Source organism: Lysinibacillus sp. CD3-6, from assembly GCF_006351725.2.
GTDB lineage: Bacteria > Bacillota > Bacilli > Bacillales_A > Planococcaceae > Lysinibacillus.
Map to the genome: position 1 here is coordinate 2,037,491 of NZ_CP085880.1, position 26,828 is coordinate 2,064,318.

27 protein-coding genes are annotated in these 26,828 nt (G+C 35.7%); 13 read left to right on the plus strand and 14 right to left on the minus strand.

Annotated elements, in window-relative coordinates; genetic code table 11:
• Positions 1-211 precede the first annotated feature (211 nt).
• Positions 212-1,498 carry an MFS transporter gene (locus FH508_RS09800; RefSeq protein ID WP_172771150.1) on the plus strand — a complete coding sequence of 429 codons (1,287 nt, stop codon included), beginning with the start codon at positions 212-214 and terminating at the stop codon, positions 1,496-1,498.
• Between the two features lie 171 nt (positions 1,499-1,669).
• Here the strand turns inward: FH508_RS09800 and FH508_RS09805 are convergent, their stop codons facing one another.
• The 4 genes from FH508_RS09805 to FH508_RS09820 form a co-directional block, all read right to left on the minus strand.
• A complete protein-coding gene (locus FH508_RS09805) occupies positions 1,670-2,386 on the minus strand; it encodes a LutC/YkgG family protein (RefSeq protein ID WP_172771151.1) in 717 nt (238 codons plus the stop codon).
• Entirely contained in the window at positions 2,386-3,813 is a 1,428-nt protein-coding gene (locus FH508_RS09810) for a LutB/LldF family L-lactate oxidation iron-sulfur protein (protein ID WP_172771152.1), read from the minus strand. Before FH508_RS09810 ends, FH508_RS09805 begins: the two co-directional genes overlap by 1 nt.
• Before the next feature lie 24 nt (positions 3,814-3,837).
• A complete protein-coding gene (locus tag FH508_RS09815) occupies positions 3,838-4,554 on the minus strand; it encodes a (Fe-S)-binding protein (protein ID WP_172771153.1) in 717 nt (238 codons plus the stop codon).
• 181 nt (positions 4,555-4,735) lie between these two features.
• A complete protein-coding gene (locus FH508_RS09820) occupies positions 4,736-5,455 on the minus strand; it encodes a FadR/GntR family transcriptional regulator (RefSeq protein ID WP_228134470.1) in 720 nt (239 codons plus the stop codon).
• A gap of 447 nt (positions 5,456-5,902) precedes the next feature.
• On the opposite strand from FH508_RS09820, the gene FH508_RS09825 reads away from it, so the two are divergent.
• The 5 genes from FH508_RS09825 (at position 5,903) to FH508_RS09845 (ending at position 9,840) form a co-directional block, all read left to right on the plus strand.
• On the plus strand, positions 5,903-7,579 hold the full coding sequence (locus FH508_RS09825; RefSeq protein ID WP_172771155.1) for an L-lactate permease: 1,677 nt from the start codon (positions 5,903-5,905) through the stop codon (positions 7,577-7,579).
• Positions 7,580-7,895: 316 nt separating this feature from the next.
• Complete coding sequence (locus FH508_RS09830) at positions 7,896-8,606, plus strand: cytochrome c biogenesis CcdA family protein (RefSeq protein WP_172771156.1); 711 nt, start codon at positions 7,896-7,898, stop codon at positions 8,604-8,606.
• A gap of 33 nt (positions 8,607-8,639) precedes the next feature.
• Entirely contained in the window at positions 8,640-9,026 is a 387-nt protein-coding gene (locus tag FH508_RS09835; RefSeq protein WP_172771157.1) for a response regulator, read from the plus strand.
• A gap of 24 nt (positions 9,027-9,050) precedes the next feature.
• Positions 9,051-9,548, plus strand: a complete 498-nt coding sequence (locus tag FH508_RS09840) for a CcdC family protein (protein ID WP_172771158.1) — start codon at positions 9,051-9,053, stop codon at positions 9,546-9,548.
• Positions 9,549-9,648: 100 nt separating this feature from the next.
• Positions 9,649-9,840 (plus strand): hypothetical protein, encoded by a 192-nt coding sequence (locus tag FH508_RS09845; RefSeq protein WP_172771159.1) that lies wholly within the window; start codon positions 9,649-9,651, stop codon positions 9,838-9,840.
• Positions 9,841-10,021: 181 nt separating this feature from the next.
• On the opposite strand, the gene FH508_RS09850 is transcribed toward FH508_RS09845, so the two are convergent.
• The 4 genes from FH508_RS09850 to FH508_RS09865 form a co-directional block, all read right to left on the minus strand.
• Positions 10,022-10,450, minus strand: coding sequence for a DUF2621 domain-containing protein (locus tag FH508_RS09850; RefSeq protein WP_172771918.1), 429 nt, complete (start codon positions 10,448-10,450; stop codon positions 10,022-10,024).
• A 242-nt stretch (positions 10,451-10,692) separates the two neighbouring features.
• A complete protein-coding gene (locus FH508_RS09855) occupies positions 10,693-11,958 on the minus strand; it encodes an MFS transporter (protein ID WP_172771160.1) in 1,266 nt (421 codons plus the stop codon).
• Positions 11,959-12,041: 83 nt separating this feature from the next.
• Entirely contained in the window at positions 12,042-13,184 is a 1,143-nt protein-coding gene (locus FH508_RS09860) for a winged helix-turn-helix domain-containing protein (RefSeq protein WP_172771161.1), read from the minus strand.
• 132 nt (positions 13,185-13,316) lie between these two features.
• On the minus strand, positions 13,317-13,937 hold the full coding sequence (locus FH508_RS09865; RefSeq protein WP_172771162.1) for a YczE/YyaS/YitT family protein: 621 nt from the start codon (positions 13,935-13,937) through the stop codon (positions 13,317-13,319).
• Positions 13,938-14,049: 112 nt separating this feature from the next.
• Here FH508_RS09865 and FH508_RS09870 point away from each other — a divergent pair, with 112 nt between their 5' ends.
• The 4 genes from FH508_RS09870 to FH508_RS09885 all read left to right on the plus strand — a co-directional run bounded on the left by FH508_RS09870 (position 14,050) and on the right by FH508_RS09885 (position 16,105).
• Positions 14,050-14,502 carry a MarR family winged helix-turn-helix transcriptional regulator gene (locus FH508_RS09870; RefSeq protein WP_172771163.1) on the plus strand — a complete coding sequence of 151 codons (453 nt, stop codon included), beginning with the start codon at positions 14,050-14,052 and terminating at the stop codon, positions 14,500-14,502.
• Positions 14,503-14,528: 26 nt separating this feature from the next.
• Positions 14,529-15,047 carry a spermidine/spermine N(1)-acetyltransferase gene (locus tag FH508_RS09875; RefSeq protein WP_172771164.1) on the plus strand — a complete coding sequence of 173 codons (519 nt, stop codon included), beginning with the start codon at positions 14,529-14,531 and terminating at the stop codon, positions 15,045-15,047.
• An 18-nt stretch (positions 15,048-15,065) separates the two neighbouring features.
• Positions 15,066-15,683 carry an FMN-binding negative transcriptional regulator gene (locus FH508_RS09880; protein ID WP_172771165.1) on the plus strand — a complete coding sequence of 206 codons (618 nt, stop codon included), beginning with the start codon at positions 15,066-15,068 and terminating at the stop codon, positions 15,681-15,683.
• A gap of 104 nt (positions 15,684-15,787) precedes the next feature.
• Complete coding sequence (locus FH508_RS09885; RefSeq protein WP_172771166.1) at positions 15,788-16,105, plus strand: thioredoxin family protein; 318 nt, start codon at positions 15,788-15,790, stop codon at positions 16,103-16,105.
• 96 nt (positions 16,106-16,201) lie between these two features.
• Here the strand turns inward: FH508_RS09885 and FH508_RS09890 are convergent, their stop codons facing one another.
• Positions 16,202-16,927 carry a MerR family transcriptional regulator gene (locus FH508_RS09890; protein ID WP_172771167.1) on the minus strand — a complete coding sequence of 242 codons (726 nt, stop codon included), beginning with the start codon at positions 16,925-16,927 and terminating at the stop codon, positions 16,202-16,204.
• Between the two features lie 86 nt (positions 16,928-17,013).
• Between FH508_RS09890 and FH508_RS09895 the strand changes: the two genes are divergently transcribed.
• Positions 17,014-17,712, plus strand: a complete 699-nt coding sequence (locus FH508_RS09895; RefSeq protein WP_172771168.1) for a CPBP family intramembrane glutamic endopeptidase — start codon at positions 17,014-17,016, stop codon at positions 17,710-17,712.
• Positions 17,713-17,793: 81 nt separating this feature from the next.
• Here the strand turns inward: FH508_RS09895 and FH508_RS09900 are convergent, their stop codons facing one another.
• A complete protein-coding gene (locus FH508_RS09900) occupies positions 17,794-18,696 on the minus strand; it encodes a cation diffusion facilitator family transporter (protein ID WP_172771169.1) in 903 nt (300 codons plus the stop codon).
• 301 nt (positions 18,697-18,997) lie between these two features.
• A complete protein-coding gene (locus FH508_RS09905; RefSeq protein ID WP_370635720.1) occupies positions 18,998-20,260 on the minus strand; it encodes an MFS transporter in 1,263 nt (420 codons plus the stop codon).
• A gap of 841 nt (positions 20,261-21,101) precedes the next feature.
• Between FH508_RS09905 and FH508_RS09910 the strand changes: the two genes are divergently transcribed.
• The gene (locus FH508_RS09910) at positions 21,102-21,800 is read left to right on the plus strand and encodes a Type 1 glutamine amidotransferase-like domain-containing protein (RefSeq protein WP_172771172.1); all 699 of its coding nucleotides are present in this window, start codon (positions 21,102-21,104) and stop codon (positions 21,798-21,800) included.
• Positions 21,801-21,876: 76 nt separating this feature from the next.
• Here FH508_RS09910 and FH508_RS09915 read toward each other — a convergent pair whose 3' ends face one another.
• The 3 genes from FH508_RS09915 to FH508_RS09925 are packed head-to-tail and all read right to left on the minus strand — an operon-like array spanning position 21,877 to position 24,732.
• Positions 21,877-23,355 carry a sodium:solute symporter family protein gene (locus FH508_RS09915; protein WP_172771173.1) on the minus strand — a complete coding sequence of 493 codons (1,479 nt, stop codon included), beginning with the start codon at positions 23,353-23,355 and terminating at the stop codon, positions 21,877-21,879.
• Entirely contained in the window at positions 23,352-23,549 is a 198-nt protein-coding gene (locus tag FH508_RS09920) for a DUF3311 domain-containing protein (RefSeq protein ID WP_172771174.1), read from the minus strand. Before FH508_RS09920 ends, FH508_RS09915 begins: the two co-directional genes overlap by 4 nt.
• Position 23,550: 1 nt before the next feature.
• A complete protein-coding gene (locus FH508_RS09925; protein ID WP_172771175.1) occupies positions 23,551-24,732 on the minus strand; it encodes an aminotransferase A in 1,182 nt (393 codons plus the stop codon).
• Between the two features lie 367 nt (positions 24,733-25,099).
• Here FH508_RS09925 and FH508_RS09930 point away from each other — a divergent pair, with 367 nt between their 5' ends.
• Positions 25,100-26,539: a sigma-54 interaction domain-containing protein gene (locus tag FH508_RS09930; protein ID WP_172771176.1), complete on the plus strand. Its 1,440-nt coding sequence runs from the start codon at positions 25,100-25,102 to the stop codon at positions 26,537-26,539.
• Positions 26,540-26,828 lie beyond the last annotated feature (289 nt).

A 26,828-nucleotide genomic window follows, 5' to 3' on the forward strand; every position in this document is an offset into this window, starting at 1 on the left:
TCGCCTCCTTTCTCCACTATTAACAATAATAACTATTCTTCACAAAGTCTATACATTTTCCAAAACGACTAACAGCGTCAGGGTGACAATGAAATTTATGATTTATTTAATTATATTAAACTTTTTGTTGCATGAAAAGGAAATAATGTGGTATATTTTTGTTTAATAAAATTAAACTTTTAAATTAAATTGAAATATGGAGGGGATTTTGTTGGATGAAGCAGCAAAATATAAAAAGGCGACCTATCATTTGTGGACGTTTACAGCAAGTAAAATGATTGCAATGTTAGGTTCACATGTGTTGTCCTTTGGTATTAGTTTGTATATTTTAGCCATGACAGGTTCTGCCACAAGCTTTGCAACAAATATGATTTGTTCCATACTCCCAAGAGCACTAGTAGCACCATTAGCTGGGTATGTAGCCGATAATTTTTCGAAAAAACGAACAATATTATTAGCGCAAGCTGGGACGATTTTGACGATGGCAGGTTTACTACTATATACTGAAATATTTGGTATGTCCGTCAATGCGATATATGTGACAACAGTATTGTATACGCTCTGTTCTGCATTTTCAGGCATAACATTTACTTCTTCTATCGCGATTCTTGTCAATCCAGAACGTTTACAACGTGCAATGTCATTTAATCAAATGTCAATGTCCGTAGCAGCGATTGGGGGGCCAGTTATCGGTGGGATGATGTATGGATTTTTTTCAATGAAAGTTTTTTTAATTGTGCATATGATAGCCTACATGATTGCCTTTTGCTTAGAGGCAACGATGAATTTTAAATTGTACAGTACAATAGGGGAAAACGCTAAAACCGAAAAGATATGGAAAGGGCTTGTGAGTGGATTTAGCTATATTAAGCAACATAAAGTCATTACAGTAGTAATGTGGCTATCACTATGGATAAATTTATTTTTCTCTGCAATCGTAGTTGGTGGAACGTATGTGATTATTGAATTACTGAAGATCGATTCTACTCATTTTGGCTTTATCGAAGCTTCAGGTGCACTGGGCATGCTAGTAGCTTCCATCTATTTTGCAACACGTGCAGAAATTAAAATACCACTTCGTTTTTCTAAAATTAGTTTATTGTTGCTATCAAGTAGCTTAGCATTTGCGGTAATCCCTTTAGTGACAAATCTTTCATATTCCATGATTGTTGGCTATTATATAGGATTATATTTTATCTTTGCTGTTTTTGAGATGGGTGTAAATATGCCACTAGGTGTTTTTATGCAAAAGCTTATTTCGGAGGAGTATCGAGGTCGAGTAGTTGGCCTAATGGAAACGATGGCTATGTCGATGATGCCAATTGGTATGCTCATTTATGGTATTTTGTACGATAGGTTACCAGCAACTGGTATTTTACTTGTCACAAGTGCAATTATTGTCGTAATGACACTTGTCTTACTACGCAAGGCTGTCTTAAAACAAGCGCATCCAGAATTTTACGATGATACGACGTTGGCAGAAAGAGTAGCAAACTAATTACAAGTAGGGCGTATGCAACTAGCGGAAGCGGGCTTTATTGGCGCTAGTGCAGGATTTCCTGTCAATTACAATATTTTGACTAGCGAAATCGCTAGCTCTATTTGCCATAATATAAATTTCATCATAATAACAGGCATGCATCGTTTCCCGTGCATGCCTGTCAGATGTTTATTGATCCTCGATAACGATATAAGTTGCTTTAATTGGGCCATGGACACCGACGACAGGAATCATTTCGATATCTGCAGAATTACTTGGCCCCGTAATAAAATTAATACATGAAGCAATATGTTCGCCATTTTGTACTTTTTTGCTAATCCAACGAGCTGCTTGAGTAATGCGTGGCACGATTGTACTTTTAGGAATTAAAATAATCGACTTTTCGGGTAAAAAGCTAACGGATCTTCCTTTATGCTTATCACTAAATAGCACAGCGGTACCAGATTCAGCTAATGTCATCTCACTAATAGTTATACCGATGTTTGCTTTTTCCGCTTGTCGAATATTTTCCTCTGGTTGTGTCTCATTCCATACATAAAGCTGGATATTTGATTGTGGCCATTGAGTTTGCATTAAATGTGTTAATCCATAGCCTTCAAAGCGTTCGTCTTGCCATGTGATGACAGAGTGACCGCCGTAGATATCTATGACTGCTTGGAGATCAGTAGCTAGATTCGCTGTATTAGTAATGACCATATTTGTATTAATATTTTTACATTGCGCCTCTAAAACGACTACTAAATCATCCTTAGTAGCATCTTTTAAAACACGGTCTTGAGGTTGATATTGCCAAATTGGCTTCACTATTTCTGTTTTTGGTGCTCGTCCGAGTTGCTTGGCGATAGTAGATAAAAATGTTTCTCGATTTAGAATACTTCCTGCCATTATTCAGACTCTCCTTTCGTCCGGCTGTTAAACCAGCTACGGAAGTTCTCCTTATTCGGTGCAGGGAAATCCCTAGCTTCGGTCCATGCCTTTAATGGCCCAGGACCGTTTGAAATTTTATTATCCTTTGTAAAAGGCGACATCGCTGGGGATGCCATTTTCGTCGCCATCTTGTATAAAGTAGGGGAAGAAGCACCTAAGCCGAACGCCTTCATGAGGAGCTTTTCAGACACTGGAGCTTTTCCTTCATTTTCAACAATAACCTGACGGTGTCGATGTATTAGCTGATGTAATGGGATTTTGACAGGGCAAGCATCTGTACAAGCACCGCATAAAGTAGATGCATATGGTAACTCCTTGAAATCATCATAACCTCCCAAAAGTGGTGATAGTACGACGCCGACGGGTCCAGAGTATATTGAACCATAGGTATGCCCCCCAACGTGGCGGTATACAGGACAGGCGTTGATACATGCTGCACAACGAATGCATTGCAGTATAGGCTGGAATTCACCACCTAAAATATTAGAGCGGCCATTGTCGACAATGACTAAATGGAATTCTTCAGGTCCATCTGTATCGCCCTCATCTTTTACACCTGTTAACGTTGTAATATAACTTGTCAGCTTTTGCCCAACAGCACTTCTTGTTAATAAACTTACAAGCACTTCCATTTCCTCAAATGTAGGTACAATACGTTCCATTCCCATAACTGTAATTTGCGTTTTAGGTAAAGCCGTTACTAAGTCAGCATTTCCTTCATTTGTAACGAGCGTAATTGAGCCACTTTCTGCGATGGCAAAGTTACAGCCAGTAATACCAATATCTGCTGTTAAGTACTCGTTGCGCAGTTTTTCACGAACATACAGTGCGAGTTCTTCTGGTTTAGCTGTTTTGTCATAGCCTTGTTTTTCTTTAAAGATATCACGAATTTGTTCTTTATTTTTATGCAATGCAGGTACGACGATATGAGATGGCGGTTCATGATCTCCAACTTGCAAAATATACTCACCAAGGTCTGTTTCAATTACTTCACAGCCGAGTTGTTCAAGGGCTGGGTTTAAATTAATTTCTTCTGTTACCATTGATTTCGATTTTACAATCTTTTTGGCTTGCTTTTCTATTGCAATTTGTTGGATATAGGTTGTTGCTTCTTCAGCCGTTTTAGCGAAATATACATGTCCACCACGCTTTGCTACATTTTCACTGAGTTGAAATAAGTAATAGTCTAGATTGGCAAGTACATGTTGACGAATTTCCTCGCCATGGGACCGCCATTCTTCCCAGTGCCCAAGCTCATCTGCTTGTTTTAAACGACGTGTTTGAAAGCGTTCTTGCGCACTTGATACCGCGCCACGCATAAATGTATTTTCTAGCTCTTTTGTTACGCGCTGGTTAAACCGATCATCGCTTGTTTTCATTGCCATACGGTTATCCTCCTTTAAGTGCAATTATCGGCAGTTTAGCACTTCCGCAATATGCATCACTTTAATTGGTTTTCCTTGTCTTTCAATTCGACCACCGATATTGATTAAACAGCCAGCATCAGCACCGATTAAAATATCTGCTTCCGTTTCTTCTACGTTTTGTACTTTTTCACTGACCATTTCTCCAGAAATATTGCCCATCTTTACTGAAAATGTGCCACCAAAACCGCAACAGCGCTCTTTTCCTGGGAGCTCAACATATTGTAAGCCTTTCACATGCCCTAATAATTTGATAGGGGCTTCTTTCACACCAAGCAATCTCGTCATATGGCAAGAAGTGTGAAATGTAGCCTTACCTTCTAAATGGGCACCAACATCTTCAATTTGTAAAACATCGACAATAAATTCAGTGAACTCGTACGTTTTATTTGCTAATGCCTGCGCTTTAGGTTCCCAAATGGGATCGCCTTTAAAAACTTCAGGATATTCTTTAAACATATAGGCACAAGAGCCAGAAGGGGAAACAACATATTCTGCATGTTCAAAAGCTATAATCATTTTTTTCATTGCATTTTTAGATTCTTGTACGTAGCCACTATTGTAGGCAGGCTGTCCACAGCAAATTTGATTTTCTGGAAAGTCGATGTCACAGCCGAGTCTTTCTAAAACTTCAACGACAGCCTTTCCTACATCACCTTGAAACATTTCCACTAAACAAGTTGCAAATAGTGTTACTTTCATGCTCATCACTCCTTATGTGATAATTTCCTATTCCAATAATTAATCAACTGGTCATCAGATGAATTGGTATGTAAATAGATTGTTTTAATAATACTACAACCTTTTGGATGGTTGAAAGTGTTAATTTCAAATTTTCAAAAAAATAGTAGCTACCCAGAATGTTTAGATAGCTACATTTATTTTAATAACTTGTTTCAAAGTATTGCATTAAAACTTCTTCGACGTTACTCAAATGTGAAGACATCGCATGCTTTGCTAGTTCTTCGTTTTGTTGCTTAATAGCAAGATAGATTTGCATATGCTCATCGTATAATTTTTCACTTGTTGTTTTTTTCGAATATAGCCAAATGCGGCGTGTTTCTTTCATCGTGTCAATCATTAATCCAGATATTTGGTCCAATATTGTTGCCAGTAGGGGATTTTGAGAGGCAGTAGAAATTGCTGCGTGAAATTGGAAGTCTGCTTTTTCGCCTAGCTCACCATCACCTTGTGCAAGTTTCATATCATCTAAAATACGAAGCATTGCTTGTAAATCTTCTTCTGTTCGATGGATGGCGGCACTCGCAGCAGCACCCACTTCGATAATTTTTCGAACTTTTAATAAGTGTGAAATATCTTTTTTATTTGTTAAAGTTAATGTTGAAAATGGGAACTCAAGCTTTTGGGAAGGAGTGCTCTTTACAAAAGTCCCAGAACCTTGTTTGATCTCGATTAAGCCCATCGCTTTTAGGGCGGATAATGCCTCTCGAATGGCAGATCTACTAACCTGTAATTGTTCAGCAAGTTGCTCTACTGAATCAAGACGATCTCCTGGTTTTAGTTCACCAGCTCGAATTTTTTCATAGAGCATTTCTGATACTTCTTCATATATTTTTTTTTGTTTAATTTTCTTTAATTCCACGGAGCTACACCTCATTCATCTCAATCGATTGCTCTACATAATAATTTTATTATACATGATGAATCGAATTTTACTCACTGTTAAAAGTGAATCGTTTAAAATGTCCGTTTATGTAAACTATGCGCTAATGTTTGATTCATTAAGCTAAAAGAATTTTAAAAAAATATTGAATTTTTAAAATATAGTTAATATAATTTTATCATATAATCATCAGATGACCTAATCTATTATTGTTTGGGGGGTTTAGAAAAATTATATGGTTTTGTAATATTTAGTAGGTGTTGCTAAAGGGATAACTTTCATTTGTAGTTTCTACAAAGGTTATGACGATGCGTAGGTGTGAGCAGGAAGCCATTTGGCTTGCAACTCGGCAATGAAACAAAGTGAGGTTTGTTGTTTGTTTTCAGTCATTAATTTGCGGGAAATTTTTATTTGGGGGTATGTAACTTGACATTTACACAAAATTTTACAGCTGTTGGGGGTAGTTTAGCTTGGTCTGCAATTGTCGCAGTTATTCCTATTCTTTATTTTTTCTGGGCGTTAGCGATTAAAAAAATGAAAGGTTATATGGCTGGTGTAACGACATTGCTTGTCTCTTTAATTTTGGTAACTATTGCTTTTAAAGTGCCAGTAGGGACTGCAATCATGTCCGCTACACAGGGGGCTGTTTATGGACTATTACCAATCGGCTGGATTATTATAACATCTGTTTTCTTATACAATATCACGGTGAAAACAGGGAATTTTAATATCATTCGTCATTCTGTCTTATCTATTACGGAAGACCGACGTATTCAAGCATTACTTGTAGCATTCTCATTTGGCGCTTTTTTAGAAGGAGCGGCTGGATTTGGTGCACCTGTTGCTATATCAGCTGCGTTATTAGTTGGACTTGGTTTTAACCCGTTGTATGCTGCAGGACTTTGTTTAATTGCTAATACTGCGCCAGTTGCATTCGGTGCCATCGGTGTGCCGATTACTGCAATGGAAGGGCCAACAGGTATCGCCGCATTTGAAATTTCAAAAATGGTAGGAAGGCAACTACCGTTTTTGGCAGTATTTATTCCATTCTTTTTAGTGTTAATCATGACTGGCTTAAAAAAAGCGTGGGAAGTAATGCCTGCCATTTTAGTGTCAGGTATCTCATTTTCACTTACACAGTTTTTGAGTTCGAATTTTTTAGGCCCTGAATTACCTGACGTTTTATCTGCATTAGTTTCGCTCTTTGCACTAGCTGTTTTTATGAAATTTTGGCAGCCTAAAACGATTTATCGCTTTGCTTCAGAACTAAAAACGACAACTGATCCAAAGGCAATAAAATCATATAGCGGAGGCACAATATTAAAATCTTGGTCACCCTTTATTATCTTGACAGCTTTTATTTCCTGTTGGGGAATACCAGTAGTCAAAAGTGCTTTAACGGGAAATTATGACGGTACAAATGTCATTTTAAAAGGCATCAATGCAGTAGGACAAGCTGTAACATTTACAGCAGAAGTACCGCTTTTACATAATCAAGTATTAAATGGCGCTACAGAGGAACCACTAGCTGCTTTTTATAAACTAGAGCTGTTAGGAGCAGCTGGCACGGCAATATTTTTAGCTGCAATCGTTACGAAATTTATTTTTAAAGTTTCTTGGCACGAATGGGGCAAAACATTGGTTGAAACATTAAATGAAATTAAGTATCCACTTATTACGATTTGTAGTGTAGTAGCATATGCTTATGTCACAAATACTGCTGGAATGATGACTACACTAGCTTTAGTGTTAGCGAAAACAGGCGTATTGTTCCCATTCTTCGCACCAGTACTAGGCTGGCTAGGTGTATTTATCACGGGTTCTGATACATCTTCAAATGTACTATTTGCCAAGTTACAGCAAGTAACTGCTGAATCTGTTGGCATGGAACCTGTACTTGCACTTGCTGCTAATGCATCAGGTGGAGTGACGGGGAAAATGATATCCCCACAGTCTATCGCAGTAGCAGCAGCGGCGGTTGGGCTTGTCGGTAGAGAATCAGAATTGATGCGTTTTGCGCTAAAGTATAGTGTGATGTTGCTGTTATTTATTTGTATACTTACTTTTTTACAAAGTAATGTTCTAGCTTGGATGATTCCATAAATAATTAAATAGTTTTAATCATTGGCATTGAGAATAGATTTCTCAATGCTTTTTTTGTAGTGGGGGGGGTTAGTTCCTGGGAAGGAGGAAATACATACGAAATACTATAGAAGACTGTTTTATCCTCTAATGTAATAGTGAATTTCGTTGACAGAAAAACGATGCGAGCGCATACTTCAGAAGTACATTTGAAAACATATCGAAATTTCGCTTTTTTGTAGTTATTCGTCATGAAACGTTCACAAGCGTAAAGGGCGCAATTTCCATTGTTTTTTGGTACGATGGATGCAGTAACTGTAAGGAGAGAATGAAAAATATGGAAACTGATATTAACGTATTTTTAGCGTTTGGCGCAGGTTTTTTAAGCTTCATTTCACCATGTACACTCCCACTGTATCCAGCATTTTTATCATACATAACGGGAATGACATTAGATGAGCTAAAATCTGAACGTGGCATGTTGCAAAAGCGTGCGATAATGCATACGCTATTCTTTTTACTAGGATTTTCAATTATTTTTATAATGATTGGTCTTGGCGCATCTTTAGCAAGAGAGTTTTTCCTCAATTATCAAACGTTGTTACGTCAAGTTGGCGCTATTTTAATTGTAATCTTTGGGTTAATGATTGTAGGATTACTTCAAATTGATTTTTTAATGAAAGATCGAAAATTCCAATTTAAAAATCGACCATCCGGCTACTTAGGTTCGATTTTAATCGGTATTGCATTTGCGGCGGGGTGGACACCATGTACAGGTCCTATATTAATGTCTATCATTACATTAGCTGGAGCAAATCCTTCTTCAGGTTTTAGCTATATGTTTGCTTACTATTTAGGCTTTGCAATACCATTCTTCGTGCTATCATTCTTTATTTCACGTATGAGTTGGATTCGCAACCATAGTCAAAAAATTGTAAAAGTCGGCGGTTATATAATGATTGCAGTTGGGATATTGTTATTCTTCGATGGTTTAACATACATCACACGACTATTACAGCCTATTTTTGGTGGATTTATTGGCTTCTAATCTGCTAAACTTAAGGGCATACCGTACTTTAACGTGGAGGGAGATGAATACGTGCCTACAGTTTTAGTAGTGGATGATACGCTATTTATGCGTGTTACAATCAGTAATATGTTTAATGAATGGGGTTACGAGGTAGTCGGCAATGCAGTAAATGGTAAAGAGGCTGTAGAGCTGTATCGAGAGTTACAACCAGATCTTGTAACGATGGATGTAACGATGCCCGTAATGACAGGTATTGCGGCTGTAAAAAGAATCGTCCCAGAATTTCCTAAAGCAAAAATTGTGATGATTACTGCTTTAGGTCAACAAAAATTAATTGTAGAAGCGCTTGAAAGTGGTGCGAAAGATTTTATAACGAAGCCTTTCGAACCGGAAAGATTAAGGGCTATAGCAGACCAATTAGTTGGTCAAAATTGCTAATTTAACATCAGAGGAGGATTTTTTATGTTAAGCAATATCCCTTCTCACTATTATGTTATAGGTTCGACTATAATGGCCATTATAATGGGTAGCTTCGTTATGGTAGTACGAATGCGAGCTTCCAAACAACCTACAAATGAGAAGAAAATTATTATTCCACCGATCGCAATGTCTTCAGGTGCATTAATGTTTTTATTTGCGCAATTTCGAGTACCCCCAATGCAAATTTTAGAAGCAGCTGCTGTAGGCGTAGTGTTCTCGACAATCTTAATTGCTACTTCTAAATTTGAAGTAAAAGGTCAGGATATTTATTTAAAACGTTCAAAAGCGTTTGTATTTATTTTAGTTGGACTGTTAATATTCCGTATTGTGGCGAAAATGATATTAAGTAGCTCAATCGATGTCGGCGAGTTAGCAGGCATGTTTTGGATATTAGCATTTGCTATGTTAGTTCCATGGCGAATTGCGATGCTTATTCAATTTAAAAAGGTCAAAAAAACAATTCCGCTTAAAAGTATGTAATGAAAAGACTACACTAGCACTTGTGCTGTTGTAGTTTTTTTATGTTAAAGCATATTCGTGGTATACTAGGAAGCATGTTAAAAAATGAGGAGTTTATTACATGAAATATTTTAAACCACAGATGCAGCAGCTAGTGAAAGACAACCGTGAATTACATGATCGACTAAAAGAGTTAATGGCAGATATGGATTTGCAAAAAAATTACGCATTAAAAGCGTTGTATCATGCAGAAGTAGCAGACGGTGGGCGCTACCAACAAGACTATCAAGCGCTAGATCATTTATTTAAATAATGTATTTATCAATAGACTAGGGATAAACCTAGCGAAATCGCCGGTAAAGGTGTGAGAAACGCCGGTAAGACATTAGAAATCGCCGATAAAAGTCCGCGAATCGCCGATAGGCCTTAGGTCAACAAACGCCATAGCAAAAAAGTGTTAGATTGATTAAAGTCAATCTAACACTTTTTCTCTTTTATTCAAACAGATGCTCGTACGGAGATACATCAATTTGCAATTGATCTAATTTTTTGCGTAAAAACTTATGGTCACGTTTAGGTGTAGCTTGTATATAGCCACGAATAATTAAGTCATTATCAATAGCTTTAGCTTTCTCTTCTAAAGCGAGTTCCCCAATTTTACCTGCAATTTTTTCTTTAGCAACTTGTCTAAATAACTCAGGCACGGGGCTCACAAGCTCATAAAGAAGTTCCTTCTCAGGTTGTCCCCATAAATGAATCGTTTTATCTAAATAAAATTCCTGCCAATCTAAATCCGATTTCCCATCCTGTTTTGGTAATGCTTTTAAAAATTTACGGAACATGAAAAATCCGCCAATAGCCATTAGCGAGATAAGGACGACTACCCAAAATAAAATAAACCATAAAAACCAACCATCTAACAAATCGTTCACCTCTTTGTCTTCACTCACTCTATTATAAAAGCTTGAACAAAAAAATTCATCCTTATTGTGCCTATTTTTATAATTAGTTTATTTAATTGTAAATATTGAGCTATAACAAAGTATTACTTTGCATTGTTTTAAAACTTTTCATATACAAGAACATCCCTTCTTTAAAGGAGGGATGTTGAAATTTTAATAGTTACGTGGAGGGAGAAAAAGGTGTTTATTAATCCTACCCACCTTTAACAAGATTCATTTCCCTCATTAACATTCATTTGTATGTTTGCCAGTTTGGGCTGCTTCCAGATGAGGCGCTGCAGCAATATACCTGTTATACCAATAATGGTTAGTCCAAGTCCGATTGTTTTAAAGGCAGTTAATATCCCTAATTGTGTAATGAGTAGCCCGCCAAGAAGAGGGCCTGCAATAAAAAGGATACTCATTAAGGAATCGATTATTCCCGTAACTCTTCCTATCGCTTCCTTAGGGGGTTCTGTTTGAATGAGATAATTTATGGCTGTAAACATTAACCCGTTGCCGACTCCACCAACAATCGAGAGAATAATAGCAAGTGCAATGAAATTGTATTGTAATAGGAATCCGAACCCTCCAGTCATTAAACCAATTAGAAGACTTCCCACACCAAAAAACCAACCATATTTAGAGATTTTTTTAAACTTGGTTAGAAGGATGACTACAAGAAGGGAACCAATGCCGATAGCAGAAATTGCCCAGCCAGTAAACGCTGGCTTGCTGGGGAATACCTCACTAAACAATGTAACAATTTGTGCGTCAATCATTTGGATTGTTAAGGTGCTAAATATCCCGAATATTATACTCGCTAAAAGAACTTTGCTTTTTAAAACAATTTGCCACCCATCTTGCCAAGCACGAAGAAACCCAGATTGTGTATCTGCTATTTTCATATTAGATTCGATTTCTTGGACTTTAATTCGTGTAAGCAGTATGCCAGAAATAGTGAAAGCTATCGCATTTATGGCAATGGATATATTAGGAGAAAAAATTCCAGCTACTGACCCACCTATAAGTGGGCCAATGACCTTTACTAACTGAAACAGACTGCCATTAATGGTAATGGCTTGCATAATATTTTTTTCATCCACAATACTTCTCATTAATCCTTGCTGTGCAGGAAGACTTATCACACCAGCAGTGTTACGTAAAAATAAGATGGGCAACGCTAGCCAAGGTGTTGGCGTAAAGACAAGCAACAAAGTTAACGCTGCACGAAACCAGTCAGAATAAATAAGTATTTTCCGTTTGTTTCTTCGGTCTGCAAATACACCTGCAAATTGTCCTAATAATATACTTGGAATGGCATACATAATAGGAATTAGCGCAATCATCATCGGGTCAGCGTGCCATGTATACCTGAATAAAATAAGTACGCCCACAAAATCAAACCAGTTGCCTAAATTGGCTAATGTATTAGCAGAAAAAAATTTAATAAAATTGCCATTGCGCCATATTGATAGTTCCTTATTCATAAATAATCCCTCCACGTTAGTGCTAATTACAAGCATAACGAGCAATTATCAGAGGAATATCAGAGGAAATAAAAGTCGAGCAATTATTTTAAATGGTGGTGTAACTGATGTTCGATTTTACTATGTAATTCAATTAATTTGTATTCTTGAATATATTTTTCCTTTAATTCTTTAAAGTAAGTTTGCAGTGTGCCACTCATACCAAACTCATCTAAACAAAACAAAATTATGTTGATATTCATTAACACTCCAGGTATGAATTTAGCTTCCAGCAGTTGCTGAAACCCTTCATCAAAAAAATCGTTAGCTTTCGAGGCATTTTTTTTAAGCAGCCAATAAATGCCTTTAATAATTGAAAAGTTTGCTTTTTCTCTTAAATATGGATAACTTGCAAGCTTTTTTTCTGCTTTTTCCATTCGCTCCTCTATCTCTAAAATGTCCTGCTGAAGTAAGGAAAGCCATAGTTCGAAAAGCAAGATTAAGGGGATGAAACCTTCCAAGTTTTTTTCATAAATCTCCTGTTTAGATTGATGTAGAAGGGTAGCAGCTTGATCTAGTTGTTTAGTGAATATCAATAATGATAGACGATTTAACAACCTCATTTCTAAACGATGATACGCTGGTATTTCCTCTGCACATAAAGCTTTAGTTAAGTAATCAAAGCATTTTTCTTTATCCGACTCTACGAATGAATAGATGTGTAATAAATAAAAGCATTTTTCCCAAAAGTCGATTTCTTGCGCTTCAAGAAACCAACTGAAATCTCCTTTCATGAAATGAAGATACAGAAGTTCTGGCAAATCAATTTGGAAGCCGAACACATTCTGATTTTCTGCCAAAAGTTTTAACGCATCTCCCTGTCCGTAGCGATGATATTTATGAAACAGATTTTTAATTTGTGCAGATACCTCGTTGTCTTTTAACAATGGACTGTCTTGTACCTCTTTCATTGCCAAAAGATATCCTTGTCCTCTAATCGTTTCAATTTCTACAACAGATGAAAAGGGTTGTATTTTCTTCCGAACTCTATAAATATGGTCATCTACAGTTCTATCGACTGGATCTTCCATTGGCCAAACAGCGTTCAATAGTTCTTCTCTAGAAAAAACACGTGAAGGATTTTGATATAAAAATTTAAAGAGCTGATATTCCCTCGGTAAAAATACAATTTTTTCTGAACGATATGTTACGTTATAATCAGTTTTGGAAAACTGAATCTTTTCCATTCCTTCACCTCCATAAAATGGTATATGCTTATCGTTATTTTAACAGATAGGTGATTTATAAACCTAATTACTTAGAATGAATATGCGATGAAACTCCATGCTCTACATTATCGTTAAGCGTGAAGGTTAACGCTATCCTTTTTTTAATGTAGCAGCAGGTGTTAAATTGTTGTCTATTAATCTTCGTGTAATTGGCATAAAGAAATTCAGTATTAGACCACCTAAGCTAACGGTTAATAGAGTGCCAATACCAATCGGTCCATTAAACAGCATAGCTAATAGTAAAAACAATAGGTAAATGGATGTTCGGGCAAAAAAAATACTTTTTCCCGTTAATTGTTGAATGATTAATGTTAATCGATCAACAGGAATCGGTGCAATATTTGTTTGTAAATAGATTGCAGTTCCTAAGCCGATAATGATCAATCCAATTCCAAAGCAAATGGTTTTGCTAAACAATAGTTCTGGCGCTACCAATTTATGTAACAAAAATAGCCATAAATCAATCCCAATCCCTGTAATAAAGGCTGTAATTAATCCTAAAAACTCTGGCCTTTGTTTAATTATGATTGCATTACAGCCGATCATTATGATTGCTATAATTACTTCCCAACTTCCTACAGTTAGACCTACATTGACAGACAATCCTACCAAAAGTGCATCAAACGGAGAAGTTCCTAGATCGGATTGAATCGTAAAAGAAATACCAAGGGTTAATAGTAAAATTCCAACAACATATAAACTATATTTCAATTTTTTCGACCTCTCTACCACTGATTTTTTTTTGCATTTGCAACAAATTTAGGTTAAATTCAATATATATTCTTTTTGTTGCATTTGCAATAAAAAACGGAGGAGATAATTTATGGAGGAAATTCTTCGTGAAATAGGCATGATTGCAAGGGCGTTAGATTCTATCAGTAATATAGAGTTTAAAGAATATGACCTTACAAAAGGGCAATATTTATATCTTGTACGTATTTGTGAAAATCCAGGCATTATACAAGAAAAGTTAGCAGAGATGATTAAAGTAGATCGAACTACAGCAGCTCGGGCTATTAAAAAATTGGAGATGAATGGCTTTATTGAAAAGAAAGAGGATGACCATAACAAAAAAATAAAAAAACTCTTTCCTACAGAAAAAGGGAAAACAATCTTTCCAATTATAAAAAGAGAAAATGATTATTCCAATAGTGTCGCATTAGCAGGGTTTTCCGAAAGTGAAGCACAAACCATTTTTCATCTTCTAAAGAGGGTGAGAGAAAACGTAGAAGTCGACTGGGAATATGTGAAAAAGGGAAATAAGAGAGATTATTGAATTTAAATAAAGGGGCTGAAGTAAAAATGACAGAAAAAATTACAAAGTGCAACTTGGAAGATTTACAAGTACTCCGAGAAATAAGTATTGAAACGTTCAACGATACATTTAGTAATCAAAATTCAGCTGACAATATGAAAGCCTATTTGGATAGAGCTTTTACTTCAACACAACTAGAACAGGAATTGGCCAATCATTCTTCCCAATTTTATTTTATGTGGTGTGATGAAGAAATTGCAGGATATTTAAAAGTTAATGTAAATGATGCCCAATCAGAAGAAATGGGGGATGAGTTTCTCGAAATTGAAAGAATTTATATAAGAAGCAAGTTTCAAAGAAAAGGGCTTGGAAAATATCTGATTGACAAAGCGATAGAAATTGCAGAAGAACAAAATAAAAAAAGCATCTGGCTAGGTGTTTGGGAAAAAAATGAGAAGGCAATACGTTTTTATAATAAGTTAGGCTTTGTTCAAACTGGAGCACACTTATTTTATATGGGTGATGAAGAACAAATGGATATTATTATGACTAAAACACTAATCTAAATATTAAGGAGGGCATATATGTATATTCCTAAATACTATAAAGTCACGGATGTTAATGAAATTGAAGAATTTATTCAAATGAACTCTTTTGCTACACTCGTAACAACAAAACAAGGGAAGCCGATTGCGACTCACTTACCTTTAATGTTCAATAAAAAGGGCGAGGATTGTTATCTCACTGGGCATATGGCATATGGTAACCCACAGTGGAGAACATTTGAAACGAGTGAAGATGTGCTCGTTATGTTTCAGGGCCCACATGCGTATATTTCTTCTTCATGGTATGAACAGGAAAATGTTCCTACATGGAATTATCAGTCTGTCCACATCTATGGACACGCAACTATTTTAGAAAAAGAAGAATTAGTCGGAGATTTAACAAAGCTATTAGAAAAATATGAGAATAATAGAGAGAATCCTATTTTATGGGAAAGCCTTTCCCCTGAATTATTAGAAAAGGAAATGAAAGGTATTGTCGGATTTAAAATAAAGATTGGCGAAATTCAAGCTGCATATAAATTAAGTCAAAACCGTAATGAAGCTGATTATATAAACATTATTGACCAATTAAAAAATGAAGAAACGCCAAACTCGAAACAAATGGCACAAGTAATGGAAAAGAGATGTAAAAAGTAAATATAGACTCCTTTGTTCATCTGCTTCTTGGATTGTTTTAGAAATACCCTTTGATGGAAATAAGCTATTATTAGAAAAACAGCAGTTATAAAGGAGATTTTTACATGGAAAATTTACAATCAATTGAGCAATTTGAAGAACTAAAAAAAGGTGAGCGTACAATATTTGTTTTTTCAGCAGAGTGGTGTGGAGATTGTCGATTTATCGACCCTATTATGCCTACAATTGAAGAAAACTACAGTCAATATAATTTTGTAAAGATTGACCGCGATCAATTCATCGACCTATGTGTTGAATTAGATGTTTTTGGTATTCCAAGCTTTTTAGCTTTCGACAAAGGCAATGAAGTTGGCCGATTTGTTAGCAAAGATCGTAAAACACAGCAAGAGATTGAAGCTTTTATTGATGGATTAGCAGCATAATGTGAGAGAGAAAATCACAACATTGCAATTAGCATTATTTTTTGAAAAGCTATAGGGGGAGTCTCCTATAGCTTTATTGTTGTATTTTGTTGTATTTCAAGCTTCTATATTAGCAATACAACGTTCCACAAAGTCAAGTACATCTTCTGAAATCGGGTATAGCCCAGTTTCCTCGACGGGACGTTTTCTAACCTCCCAGAACTTTTCAATCAATTCCGTATCGCCATGAAAAGTATCATTTGATAGTTCTATTAATTTGGAACCAATTTGAAATCCTTCTTCTGATTCTGCCTTAATATTATGTTTTATACACCATTCAATTCGTTGTAGCAACGCGATATATTGTTGTGTCGTTGTATCATTATTACTAAGGTTTGGAATTACATCTATTAAAAATTCTTTTTCATCATCTTTAAAATAGTCTATCCATTTTTTTGCGTTGCTTTGTGAATTTTGAACAAGTTTTGTGACATGTTCCCAAGATAATGATTCTTCCAAATCAATCATATTAATTAAGGAAGACGTATTTGAAATGCTCATTTGAAGTTTGGATAGTTGTTCTTGTAAATAATTATGATGCGAAATTAAAATTTGTTTGTAAGATAGCTTATCTAATAAATCTCGGATATTATCGAGTGGCAATGAAAGTGATTTTAAAATGATGATTTTTTCTAATTTAAACAGATCCTCTTCTGAATAGTACCTCCTTCCATTATCATCTTTAAAGCTTGGTGTTAGGAGATTAATCTGATCGTAATAACGAAGTGTACGAACGGAAATATTCCGTTGTTTCGATACCTCGCCAGTTGTCCATCTTTTCATTTAATTTCCTCCTAAAAAAGGTTGCAGGTGACGTAACGTCATCTAATACACTTAAATTATAACATAGAGAGAAAGAGGGATTGTGGATGGAAAGAATGCAACTAAACTGGAAAGAGCAAGACGATTGGGGATGGAAAGAATTTATTTTATTACTTTTACTTGAATTTGTGTTTGTAATCGGTGTTATTAAATTTGTTGTTAAGCCTTTCTATTTTCAAGTATTTAATAATGAACTATATGCGGGGACATTAACGGGGTTAACAATAGCCATTACCCTTCTATTGGGTGTTTATTTTATTGCACTACGCCCTAAAAAACTTTCATGGGGTGAAGTAGGGCTAAAATCAAATGGTGATTGGAAAGTCATTATGATTTATTCTGTTATTTTATTAATGGGTGCTGTGCTGATTGTCGTGCTTACTAGTTTTCTAGGTATCTCCGTAGAAAACAGCAAAACAGAGGCAATGCAGCAAAGTGTTACGTTTTTTACGATTTTGATAGCCTTTATCTCCGCAGCTATAATTTCACCAATTTACGAAGAAATTTTTTATCGAGGGTTTTTATATCGTTGGTTACGAACACGTGTAGGATTTACTAGTGCTATATTGTTGAGCTCACTCATTTTTACAATTGTTCATATACCAACATATAACGTAATGCCTGTAAACTTTTTTAGTGGTATCCTATTCGCTTTAGCATATGAACGAACGCAATCGATTTGGACACCAATATGTATTCATGGGATAACAAATGGCTTGATGGTTTTGCTGACAAGTTTCGCTTAAAATACTGTTTTGAAAAGTTATAGCACATGAAAGAACCTCCAAACTAACGGTGATTAGTTCGGAGGTTTTGTTGTTTTACATTTATTTATCATCCTCGTACCAAGGATTTAGATGAATTAGAACCTCTTCTACATTCTGATGCTTTTCCATTATCGTTTTCTTTATTTTACGAATAATATCATGACCTTCTTGAATTGTTAAGCCTCCAGGTACACTCACACGAAGATCTACCAATACATAATGGCCGTGCTCTCTCGCACGTAAACGATCTATACGTTTTACTTCTGGAATCGTTAAAATTAACGATGCGAAATTATCCAATGTATCCCGACTTACACTTTTCTCCATAAGAGTGTCGATCGCTTCTAAGAGCATCCCATATGCAAGTTTAAAAACTAATATTGTCACAATAATACCAGCAATAGGATCCCCATATGTAAGGATATGAATAGTAGTGAGTTCTCCCACGAGCGCAAGCCCAATACCTAATACCGCAGCTATTGAAGCGTACACATCAGCAAGATGATCATATGCAGTGGCAATTAAGCCTTTACTATTTGTTTTTTTGCCAATTTTAATCGTATAGACGTATAAAATGAGCTTCCAAACAAGTGAGATGATTGCAGTAAAAAAGGCAATTAAACTGGCTTTTTCTGGTTCATGAAAAAATGCTGTAATCGATTCATATGCAATATACAATGCTGCAATTATTAAAATGATTCCTACAATAGCTGAACTAATCACTTCAGCCTTTCCATGTCCGTATGGATGATCCTCGTCGGCAGGGCGTTTAGAAATACGCATTGATGTTAAAGCGGCACCGCTTGCAATCACATCTCCCGCGTTATGATAACCATCTGCTAGAAGAACAGGACTATGGAAGAGCGTACCAACTACAATTTTTAAAATTGTTAATACGATATTGCTTATTAAACTAATCCATCCAGCGACTATTGAAGCATCTGAATTTGTGCTTTGACTCATAAAAGTATACCTCCGTTAAAATTCTTTCCTAAAAGCAACAAAAACCTTTGACTCGTTATACGTCAAAGGTTTTGATTAAAAAAATATAGTTTTTTTCGTGAATTTGAAATTTCAATCATATTGCTCACTCCTATATAGGCGTCCACTGAGTGTACCATAATATATCCATTGCTTCAATAATGATTTGTTTCAAGTGTTTTAGACTGGTAATGCTAGGAGCGGGCTAATGAATTAGACAGAAAAAACCAAGCCTTCATAGGATTAATTGAAAACTTGGTCATTACTTAAATATATAAATTTTTCAGCTTGCTTTTCGATACCAGATAATCACGGGTACTAGCAATAACGATAAAAGTCCACCAGTTAACGATAAAACTGCGTAACTTGAATTTGCAACAATCACTCCTGAAAGAGCACCTCCTGTAGCACCTGCTAACGCAATAAAAACGTCAATTGTTCCTTGAATTTTCGCACGTGTTAAAGGTTCTGTAGAGTCAACAATTTGAGCAGTTCCACTAATTAAGCCAAAATTCCATCCGAGCCCTAATAAAGAAAGGGCCAATATGAGCATAAACATCGAATCGCTTGGTGCATATGCAGCGACTAAACCTGCAAGTAGTAATGTAACACCTGCAGCGATACTCATCGTTGTTCTACCAATCTTATCTACAAGAATGCCCGTTACGAGAGAGGGGAGATACATCGCTCCAACATGAAAACCAATTACAATTCCTACAGCACTTAAACTATGTCCGTGATGTTGCATATGAATCGGCGTCATGGTCATAATGGCCACCATAACTATTTGCGTAAGGACCATGACAACTGCACCGACAATAATCCCATTTTTATTCATTAGAGGACTAGAAAGATTGCTCATTCCATCTGTGTCTTGCTGTTGATGGGTTTCTATTGACTTAGCTAAAAGTAAAGGATCAGGCCGAAGCATAATAAAAAGAACCAATCCTGCCAATATAAATGCTACCGCAGATAATATAAAGGGGCCAGCTAATGACGGAATACCGATAGAACGTGCAAATTTCCCCATGACTTCAACTAAATTAGGTCCTGCTACAGCGCCGAATGTTGTCATAACCATCGTCGTACTTATTGCTTTTGCTCGTTGTTTTTTATTTGCTAAATCTGTCCCTGCATAACGAGCCTGTAAATTTGTTGCTGTTCCTGCACCGTAAACAAGTAGGGAGGCGAACAATAAGAAAACACTATTTAATAAAGCGGCAATGACGACGCCAATCGCACCAAGTCCACCTGTAATAAAACCTATAGTTAGACCTAAACGACGTCCGTACCGTTGTGAGAGCTTTCCAACTAGAAATGCTGCAATTGCAGAACCTAATGTGAATAGCGCGGAAGGCAGTCCAGCATAAGCGTCTGTTCCTAGCATTTCTTGTGCTAATAATGCGCCTACAGTAATTCCTGCTGCAAGACCAGCTCCTCCAAAAACTTGTGATAAACTTACAACAAGTAAAACTCTTTTATACATTTGTTTTAGTTTTTCGGGAGAATTTACAAAATGCCCTTTTGAATTATTCGCAGTCTTCAATTGTATGTAACACCATCTTTCTAGCTATTTGACTAAATTATGAAAATTTTATTTTACTATTTAACAGCTCTAAAACTATTATTCATTGAGAGAAGGTTATAGAGGCAAGGCCATTCTTTTAACTATGCAAGTCATTTGTTGAATAGTTGAATTATAATTATTATTCAATTTTAGAGTCAAGTCCTTAATATGGGAATTGTATCCTGTTTTATTCAATGGGAGGTATAAAAGAGCAAAAATTCGAAAACAGCCACGTTATTCAATTGATATTAAGCGATGGCAAACGGGATGTAAAAAGCGAGGTGCTTATTTTACGTTTTATTATTGTGCTTTATGTTTATAATTGCCTTCAGTATCAGCTTCGCTAGGGTATATTTGCTTAATTTGCCCTTGGACTTTCGCGTAGTCGTATACAATATTTTGTTCATCTTCAAAAACAACAGATACCTGAAATATGATGCCGACACCTATCATACTTCTTATCATCTATTAAAAATTCGTAAGTCTCTTTTTTTATTGCGTAAAGTTTATATTTTATATAACCAAAGCATCCTATAAGGGAAAAGATAATTAAACAATTAACAAGCGTCAATACCATTACGAATTTTTTCAAATGCTCCGCTCCTTAAAAATAGTTTAATAATTTTGCCCGCCAAAGAGCATATGTTTAATCTATTTTATATGTTTTGTATACAGTGTATGAAATGACCATAATGAACTCATTCATTTTTCGTATAAATGTATTGGACATTTTCTAAAATGAAAATGGTAAAAATCATCCAATTAATGAGTATATGAGGTATTATAATCCATAAGGAACAAAGTTGAAAGGATGGAGTATATGAAGCAAATTATTGCACTTGGCGGTGGTGGCTTTTCGATGGAGCCCGAAAATCCTTTATTGGATAGATATATTCTTCAACAATCTGGGAAAACAAATCCGAAGATCTGTTTTCTAGCAACAGCAAGTGGGGATTCAGATAATTATATTTCTCGATTTTATCATTTCTTTGAGAAACAGGATTGTCAGCCATCTCACTTATCTTTATTTAACCCACCTTCAAGAGATCTAGAAAGTTTTTTATTGGAGAAAGATATTATTTATGTTGGCGGTGGTAATACAAAGAATTTATTAGTTTTATGGAGAGCTTGGGGATTGGACACTATTCTAAAAAAAGCTTGGGAACAAGGTATAGTACTGGCTGGTATTAGTGCGGGTTCCATTTGTTGGTTTGAGGAAGGGGTTACAGATTCTTATGGTGATGGACTAGCGCCATTAAAATGTTTAGGATTCCTAAAAGGGAGTCATTGTCCTCATTACGATGGAGAATCTGAAAGAAGGCCTTCATATCAAAATCTTATTGCTACTAATAGTATTACACCGGGTTATGCAGCTGATGACGGTGTTGCCATTCATTTCGTTGACCAAGAAATCAGTCATATCGTGAGTTCAAGACCAAACGCTAAGGCCTATAAAGTTAACTTCGATACGGAAATGACAGAAATGGAACTTGAAACAAAATTTTTAGGTTCTCTTTAGGTTTAAAAATTGTGTGAGTGCCTGACACCAAACAAAATCTTTGGGGAGAAATTGTTTGAGTGCCTGACACTTTAAATTAGAGGATTCCGCGTTCTAAGCTGTTATTTTCAGATGCTGCTTTTTGTGGGAGAAGACTGACCACTATTGTAATGATTGCATTGATAATTAACATATATAAACCATTGTTAATGTCTAAAATAAATGATGGTAAATTAGGGAATAACGTTGCTATTGTTGTGCCTGTCGCTGCTGAAATTAAAGCGATGGATATACCAACGACAATTCCAGCAATAGCACCTTGCTTCGTCACAAAGTTTGTCTTCAATAAACTAAAAATTAGAGCTGGGAAAAGCTGTATGATAAAGTTATAGCTAATTAATTGTAATAATACGAGTGCACCACTTGAGTTTAATGATAAGTATAGGCTAATTATCGCAGCAATAATTGCGAAATATCGGGCAATATTCATTTGCTTACGAGCTGAAGTATTTGGTTTTAATTGAACATAAATATTAGAAGTTATCATGGAACCAATTGTAATAAGCATTACTGAACATGGAACTAATGATGCCAATAATCCAGCGGCTCCAATTAATCCGACAACCCACGGGTCAAATGTTTGGAATACTAATTGAATTAATGCCAAATCACTTTCGGCACCTGATAGGTTTGGGATTGTTAAGATTGCTGCTAATCCGATAAAGCAAGAAAATAGCTGCATTAATGAATACAGTGGCATTAAAATCGTATTTTTACGAAGTGCCTTGTCACTTTTCGCTGCATATGTTGATAAAAATGTATGCGGCCAAATATACACTCCTAATGCCATTACTATAATTGTAGAGATAAACCAAACAAGGCTTAGACCTGCATCTGGAAAGAACAACACTTGTGGCTTCACTTCAGAAATATTTTTAATCATTGATCCAACTCCATCATGATAATGGAACGGTAAATACAATCCTAAAAATAAAAGTACGCCAAATGTAAGAATATCCTTAATTAATGCTACGCGGGATGAACCGTGGAGCCCTGAAATTAATGTATAAATTACGACAATAATGCTCCCAATCCATATTGCTGTAGTAGAAGATATTACCCCGTAGGAGGCAACAGATACAATCAGCCCTAAACCTTTCAATGCCATTACAATCATTGGGACAATTGCCACTACACCTACAACTGTGATGAGTTTTCCTAAAAATGGACTCGTATATTTCTTCTCAAAAAAATCACCTTGCGACATTAAATTATGCTCTTTACTGTACCGTCTAATTTTAGGTAATAGGAAATAGCCTAGTACGCAACCAATTGAAATATAAGTCATAATATAAAGTGTTGCAATGCCACTATTATAAGCTAGTCCCACTAATCCAGTTAGTGAGAATGCTGTAAAAAATTCACCTGCTAATAAAAAGAACGTCACGATGGCACCCATGCCACGTCCACCTAATGCCCATTCTTCCATATTCTCATTTTTACCTCGACCAGCTTTAATCGCCCAATACATACAGACGATGACAAACGAAATCATAATTGTAATAGAAATATTCATTCTACGCCCTCCTCATCATGCTGATCCAACTTATACATAACAAATGTAGTTAAGGAAGTTAGCACGACACATAGAACAATCCAAAACATCGAAAATGGAAGCCCTAATACATAAGGTTCAACACGATTCGTTAAAGGTACACCAACAAGAAAACCTAAGACTGGAATAAACGCTAGATAATATAATGGCTTCAAATTAATCAACCTCCTCAAGTGCTTTTTCTAATAGGGGATGTACAAACTGTTGTATACGCTTTAATCCCTCTTCTAAATGTTGCATTGAACATGCATACGAAATACGGATATAGCCTTCGCCATACTCAGAAAATCCGTAGCCTGGTATAACGGCTACTTTCTCTTTTTCCACAAGCTGATGGACAAAATCATTTGAACTTAAACCTGTTTTTTCAATGGAAACAAATAAATAAAACGCACCATCTGGTTCAATTGCTTCTAAGCCCATGTCTGTAATACGTTGAAAAATAAAATTCCGTCGTTTTTCATATTGTTGGCGCATTTCTTCGACTTCTGGTAAATCGTCATTTAATGCATTGATCGCAGCATATTGACTAACTGAATTTGCACATACACAGTTGAAGGCATGAACTTTAAACATCTCTTCTGTTATATATGCAGGGGCTAATGTGTAGCCGATTCGCCAGCCTGTCATAGCATGGGACTTCGATAAACCGTTGATGACAATACATTGCTCTTTCATTGCTGGGAATGAAGCAATTGACGTATGTTTCAATCCATACGTTAGCTCACTATATATTTCATCTGAAATAATAAAAATATCTTTACCCTTTAATAGATTTGCTATTTCTTCTAATTCACGAGTCTCTAGCATAGTACCTGTAGGGTTTGATGGATACGGTAAAACAACACATTTTGTTTTTTCTGTTATGTTTTCTTCGATTAATTTTGCTGAGATTTTACAATTATTTTTCCGTGTATCAACAAATACAGGTGTTGCGTAGCACAAACGAATAAGTGGCTCATAACCAGGATAAATTGGTGCTGGTAAAATGACTTCATCACCAGGCTCTAAAATTGTACGAAAGGCAATATCTAACGCTTCACTTGCACCCATTGTAATTAAAATCTCATCTTCTGGATTGTAATTTAGGCTATAGCGTCTTTGGACAAAGTTAGCAGCAGCCTGTCGAAGCTCAAGTACACCTGCGTTATGTGTATAACCAGTTTTATGTGCATCAATGGCCTGTTTTCCTGCTTCTAAAATAGAGTGTGGTGTGACAAAATCTGGCTGTCCAATTGTCAGATTAATAATCGACGGGTCATTTGCCACCTTGTTTCCAATTTCGCGTATGGCCGAAATTTTAATGTCTTTAATCGTTTTATTAAGTAAATATTTCATATTGCTCTCCTTTTCCTATCTCTATATTTGGGGACAGCTTAGTAATATGCAAAAAGCATGCCAATTCGAAAACGTTGATAAATCAGTGTTTTCAATAAGTAATTTGACGAATTAATGCTTTGATTTAAAATCACTGAATCGTTTTCGATTCAATTTTGTATAACGCATCATCATCAAATGCGATTGTATGTTTAAAAAGAGATTCAAAATGAGTCGTTTCCGAATCAAAATGTAGTGAAACATCTATATTGGCAAGTAAATAAGGATGATTATATTGATAAAAAATTATGGAGCGGCTCGTTTTGATAGATTATTTAAAAAATTTTGATAGAATTGAATGTAATAAATAGAGAATTTGGTGATTGGAATGGATAAATTAGCTCTTTTTCAAGATGAAAAGAATCAATTTTTTTTAGATATTATGAACACTATAAAGGACGGTATTTGGGTACTTGATAAAAATGGAACCGTTATTTGGGTAAATGATGCTGCGAAGCGGGGACTGTTTGATGTGGATGAAGTGGACTTAATCAATCAGAGTGTATTTGATATGGAAAAAAGGGGATTATTTTCACCTTCCATTGCCCGTCTAGTATTGAAGAATAAGCAGTTTGTCAACACAGTGCAAGTTATAAAGAACAACCAGAAACTACTAGTATCGGGGGATTATATTACTGACGAAAATGGTGAAATAGAATTTATTGTTACCCATGCTCGCACGTTAAGTGAAGCATTTAATATGAATATGGAATTGGAAAAGGCAGAAGATCTTTTACAACGTTATAAAAACCAAATTCGGGAAATGATCAGGCATCAAAATAAAGAGCAAGAGCTAGAATCATTTGTTGGAAAAAGTAAAGCTTTTCACACAGCTCTTGAATGGCTTGAGAAAGTGGCAGATGTGGATACGACTGTTTTAATTACAGGGGAAACTGGCGTAGGGAAGAGTGCTTTTGCCCAAAAAATGCATCAATTGAGTAACCGCAGCGATAAGCCTTTTGTACACTTGAATTGTGGTGCAATTCCTGAGTCTTTAATTGAATCAGAGCTTTTCGGCTATAAGAAAGGTGCATTTACAGGAGCCAATAATAACGGGAAAATAGGGCTAATCGCTGCAGCAGAAAATGGCATATTATTTCTTGACGAAATTAGTGAACTCCCATTGCAAATACAATCTAAATTACTTTTGTTCCTTCAAAATAAAACGTATACACCGATTGGTGATACACAAGTCCATCAAGCAGACGTTCGAGTGATTGCTGGCTCAAATGCTAATCTTTTAGAAATGACAAAAGCTGGACAATTTCGGGCTGATTTATATTACCGCTTAAATATTTTGCCATTAACAATCCCTCCTTTAAGGGAACGCAGGGAAGATATCGTCCCTCTTTTGGACTTCTTCCTGAAAAAATATAATAATAAATATCAAAAAGACCGTAATCTATCAGGTAAACTAACTAATATTTTATATAACTATGATTGGCCTGGAAATATTAGAGAATTAGAAAATCTATTGGAACGATTGGTCATAACAGCGCCTAATCAAGTAATGAATGAACAGGATCTTCCGAGTGACTTTCGTCGTGAAGAGACAGCTAATTTGCTGGATACATTACCTGAAGGTCAAACATTAACGGAATACCTTAATCATATTGAAAAAGAAATCATTGAAAAAACGTATAATCAACTTCAAAGTACAAGAAAAACAGCTGCTAAACTAGGCGTCACCCAAGCCTATATTGCAAGACGGTTTAAAAAGTATAATTTAAGCGTGACAGAAACGAAAAACTTAACTAGTGCGGAATAATGTGGGAAGTCAGAAAATCTCTATCTTTAAAATGAAGGATAAAGGAAGTGGGAAATTTATTTGAAAAGAACATTTTTTTATAGTTTAGCTTTTATTTTAATGCTAGTCATACAATTATTTAAATATAAATATCCCTTTCTTGAAGCATTGATGCATACCTTTATCTTTACAGCTACGATTATGATTTGCCATATTATATCTGAGAAAATAAATAAGACAACTTCTTGATGAGCAGTACCTAGTTGGTATTAAAAAGGAGTATTCAATAAAGGTGGCGTTTGGAGGAATA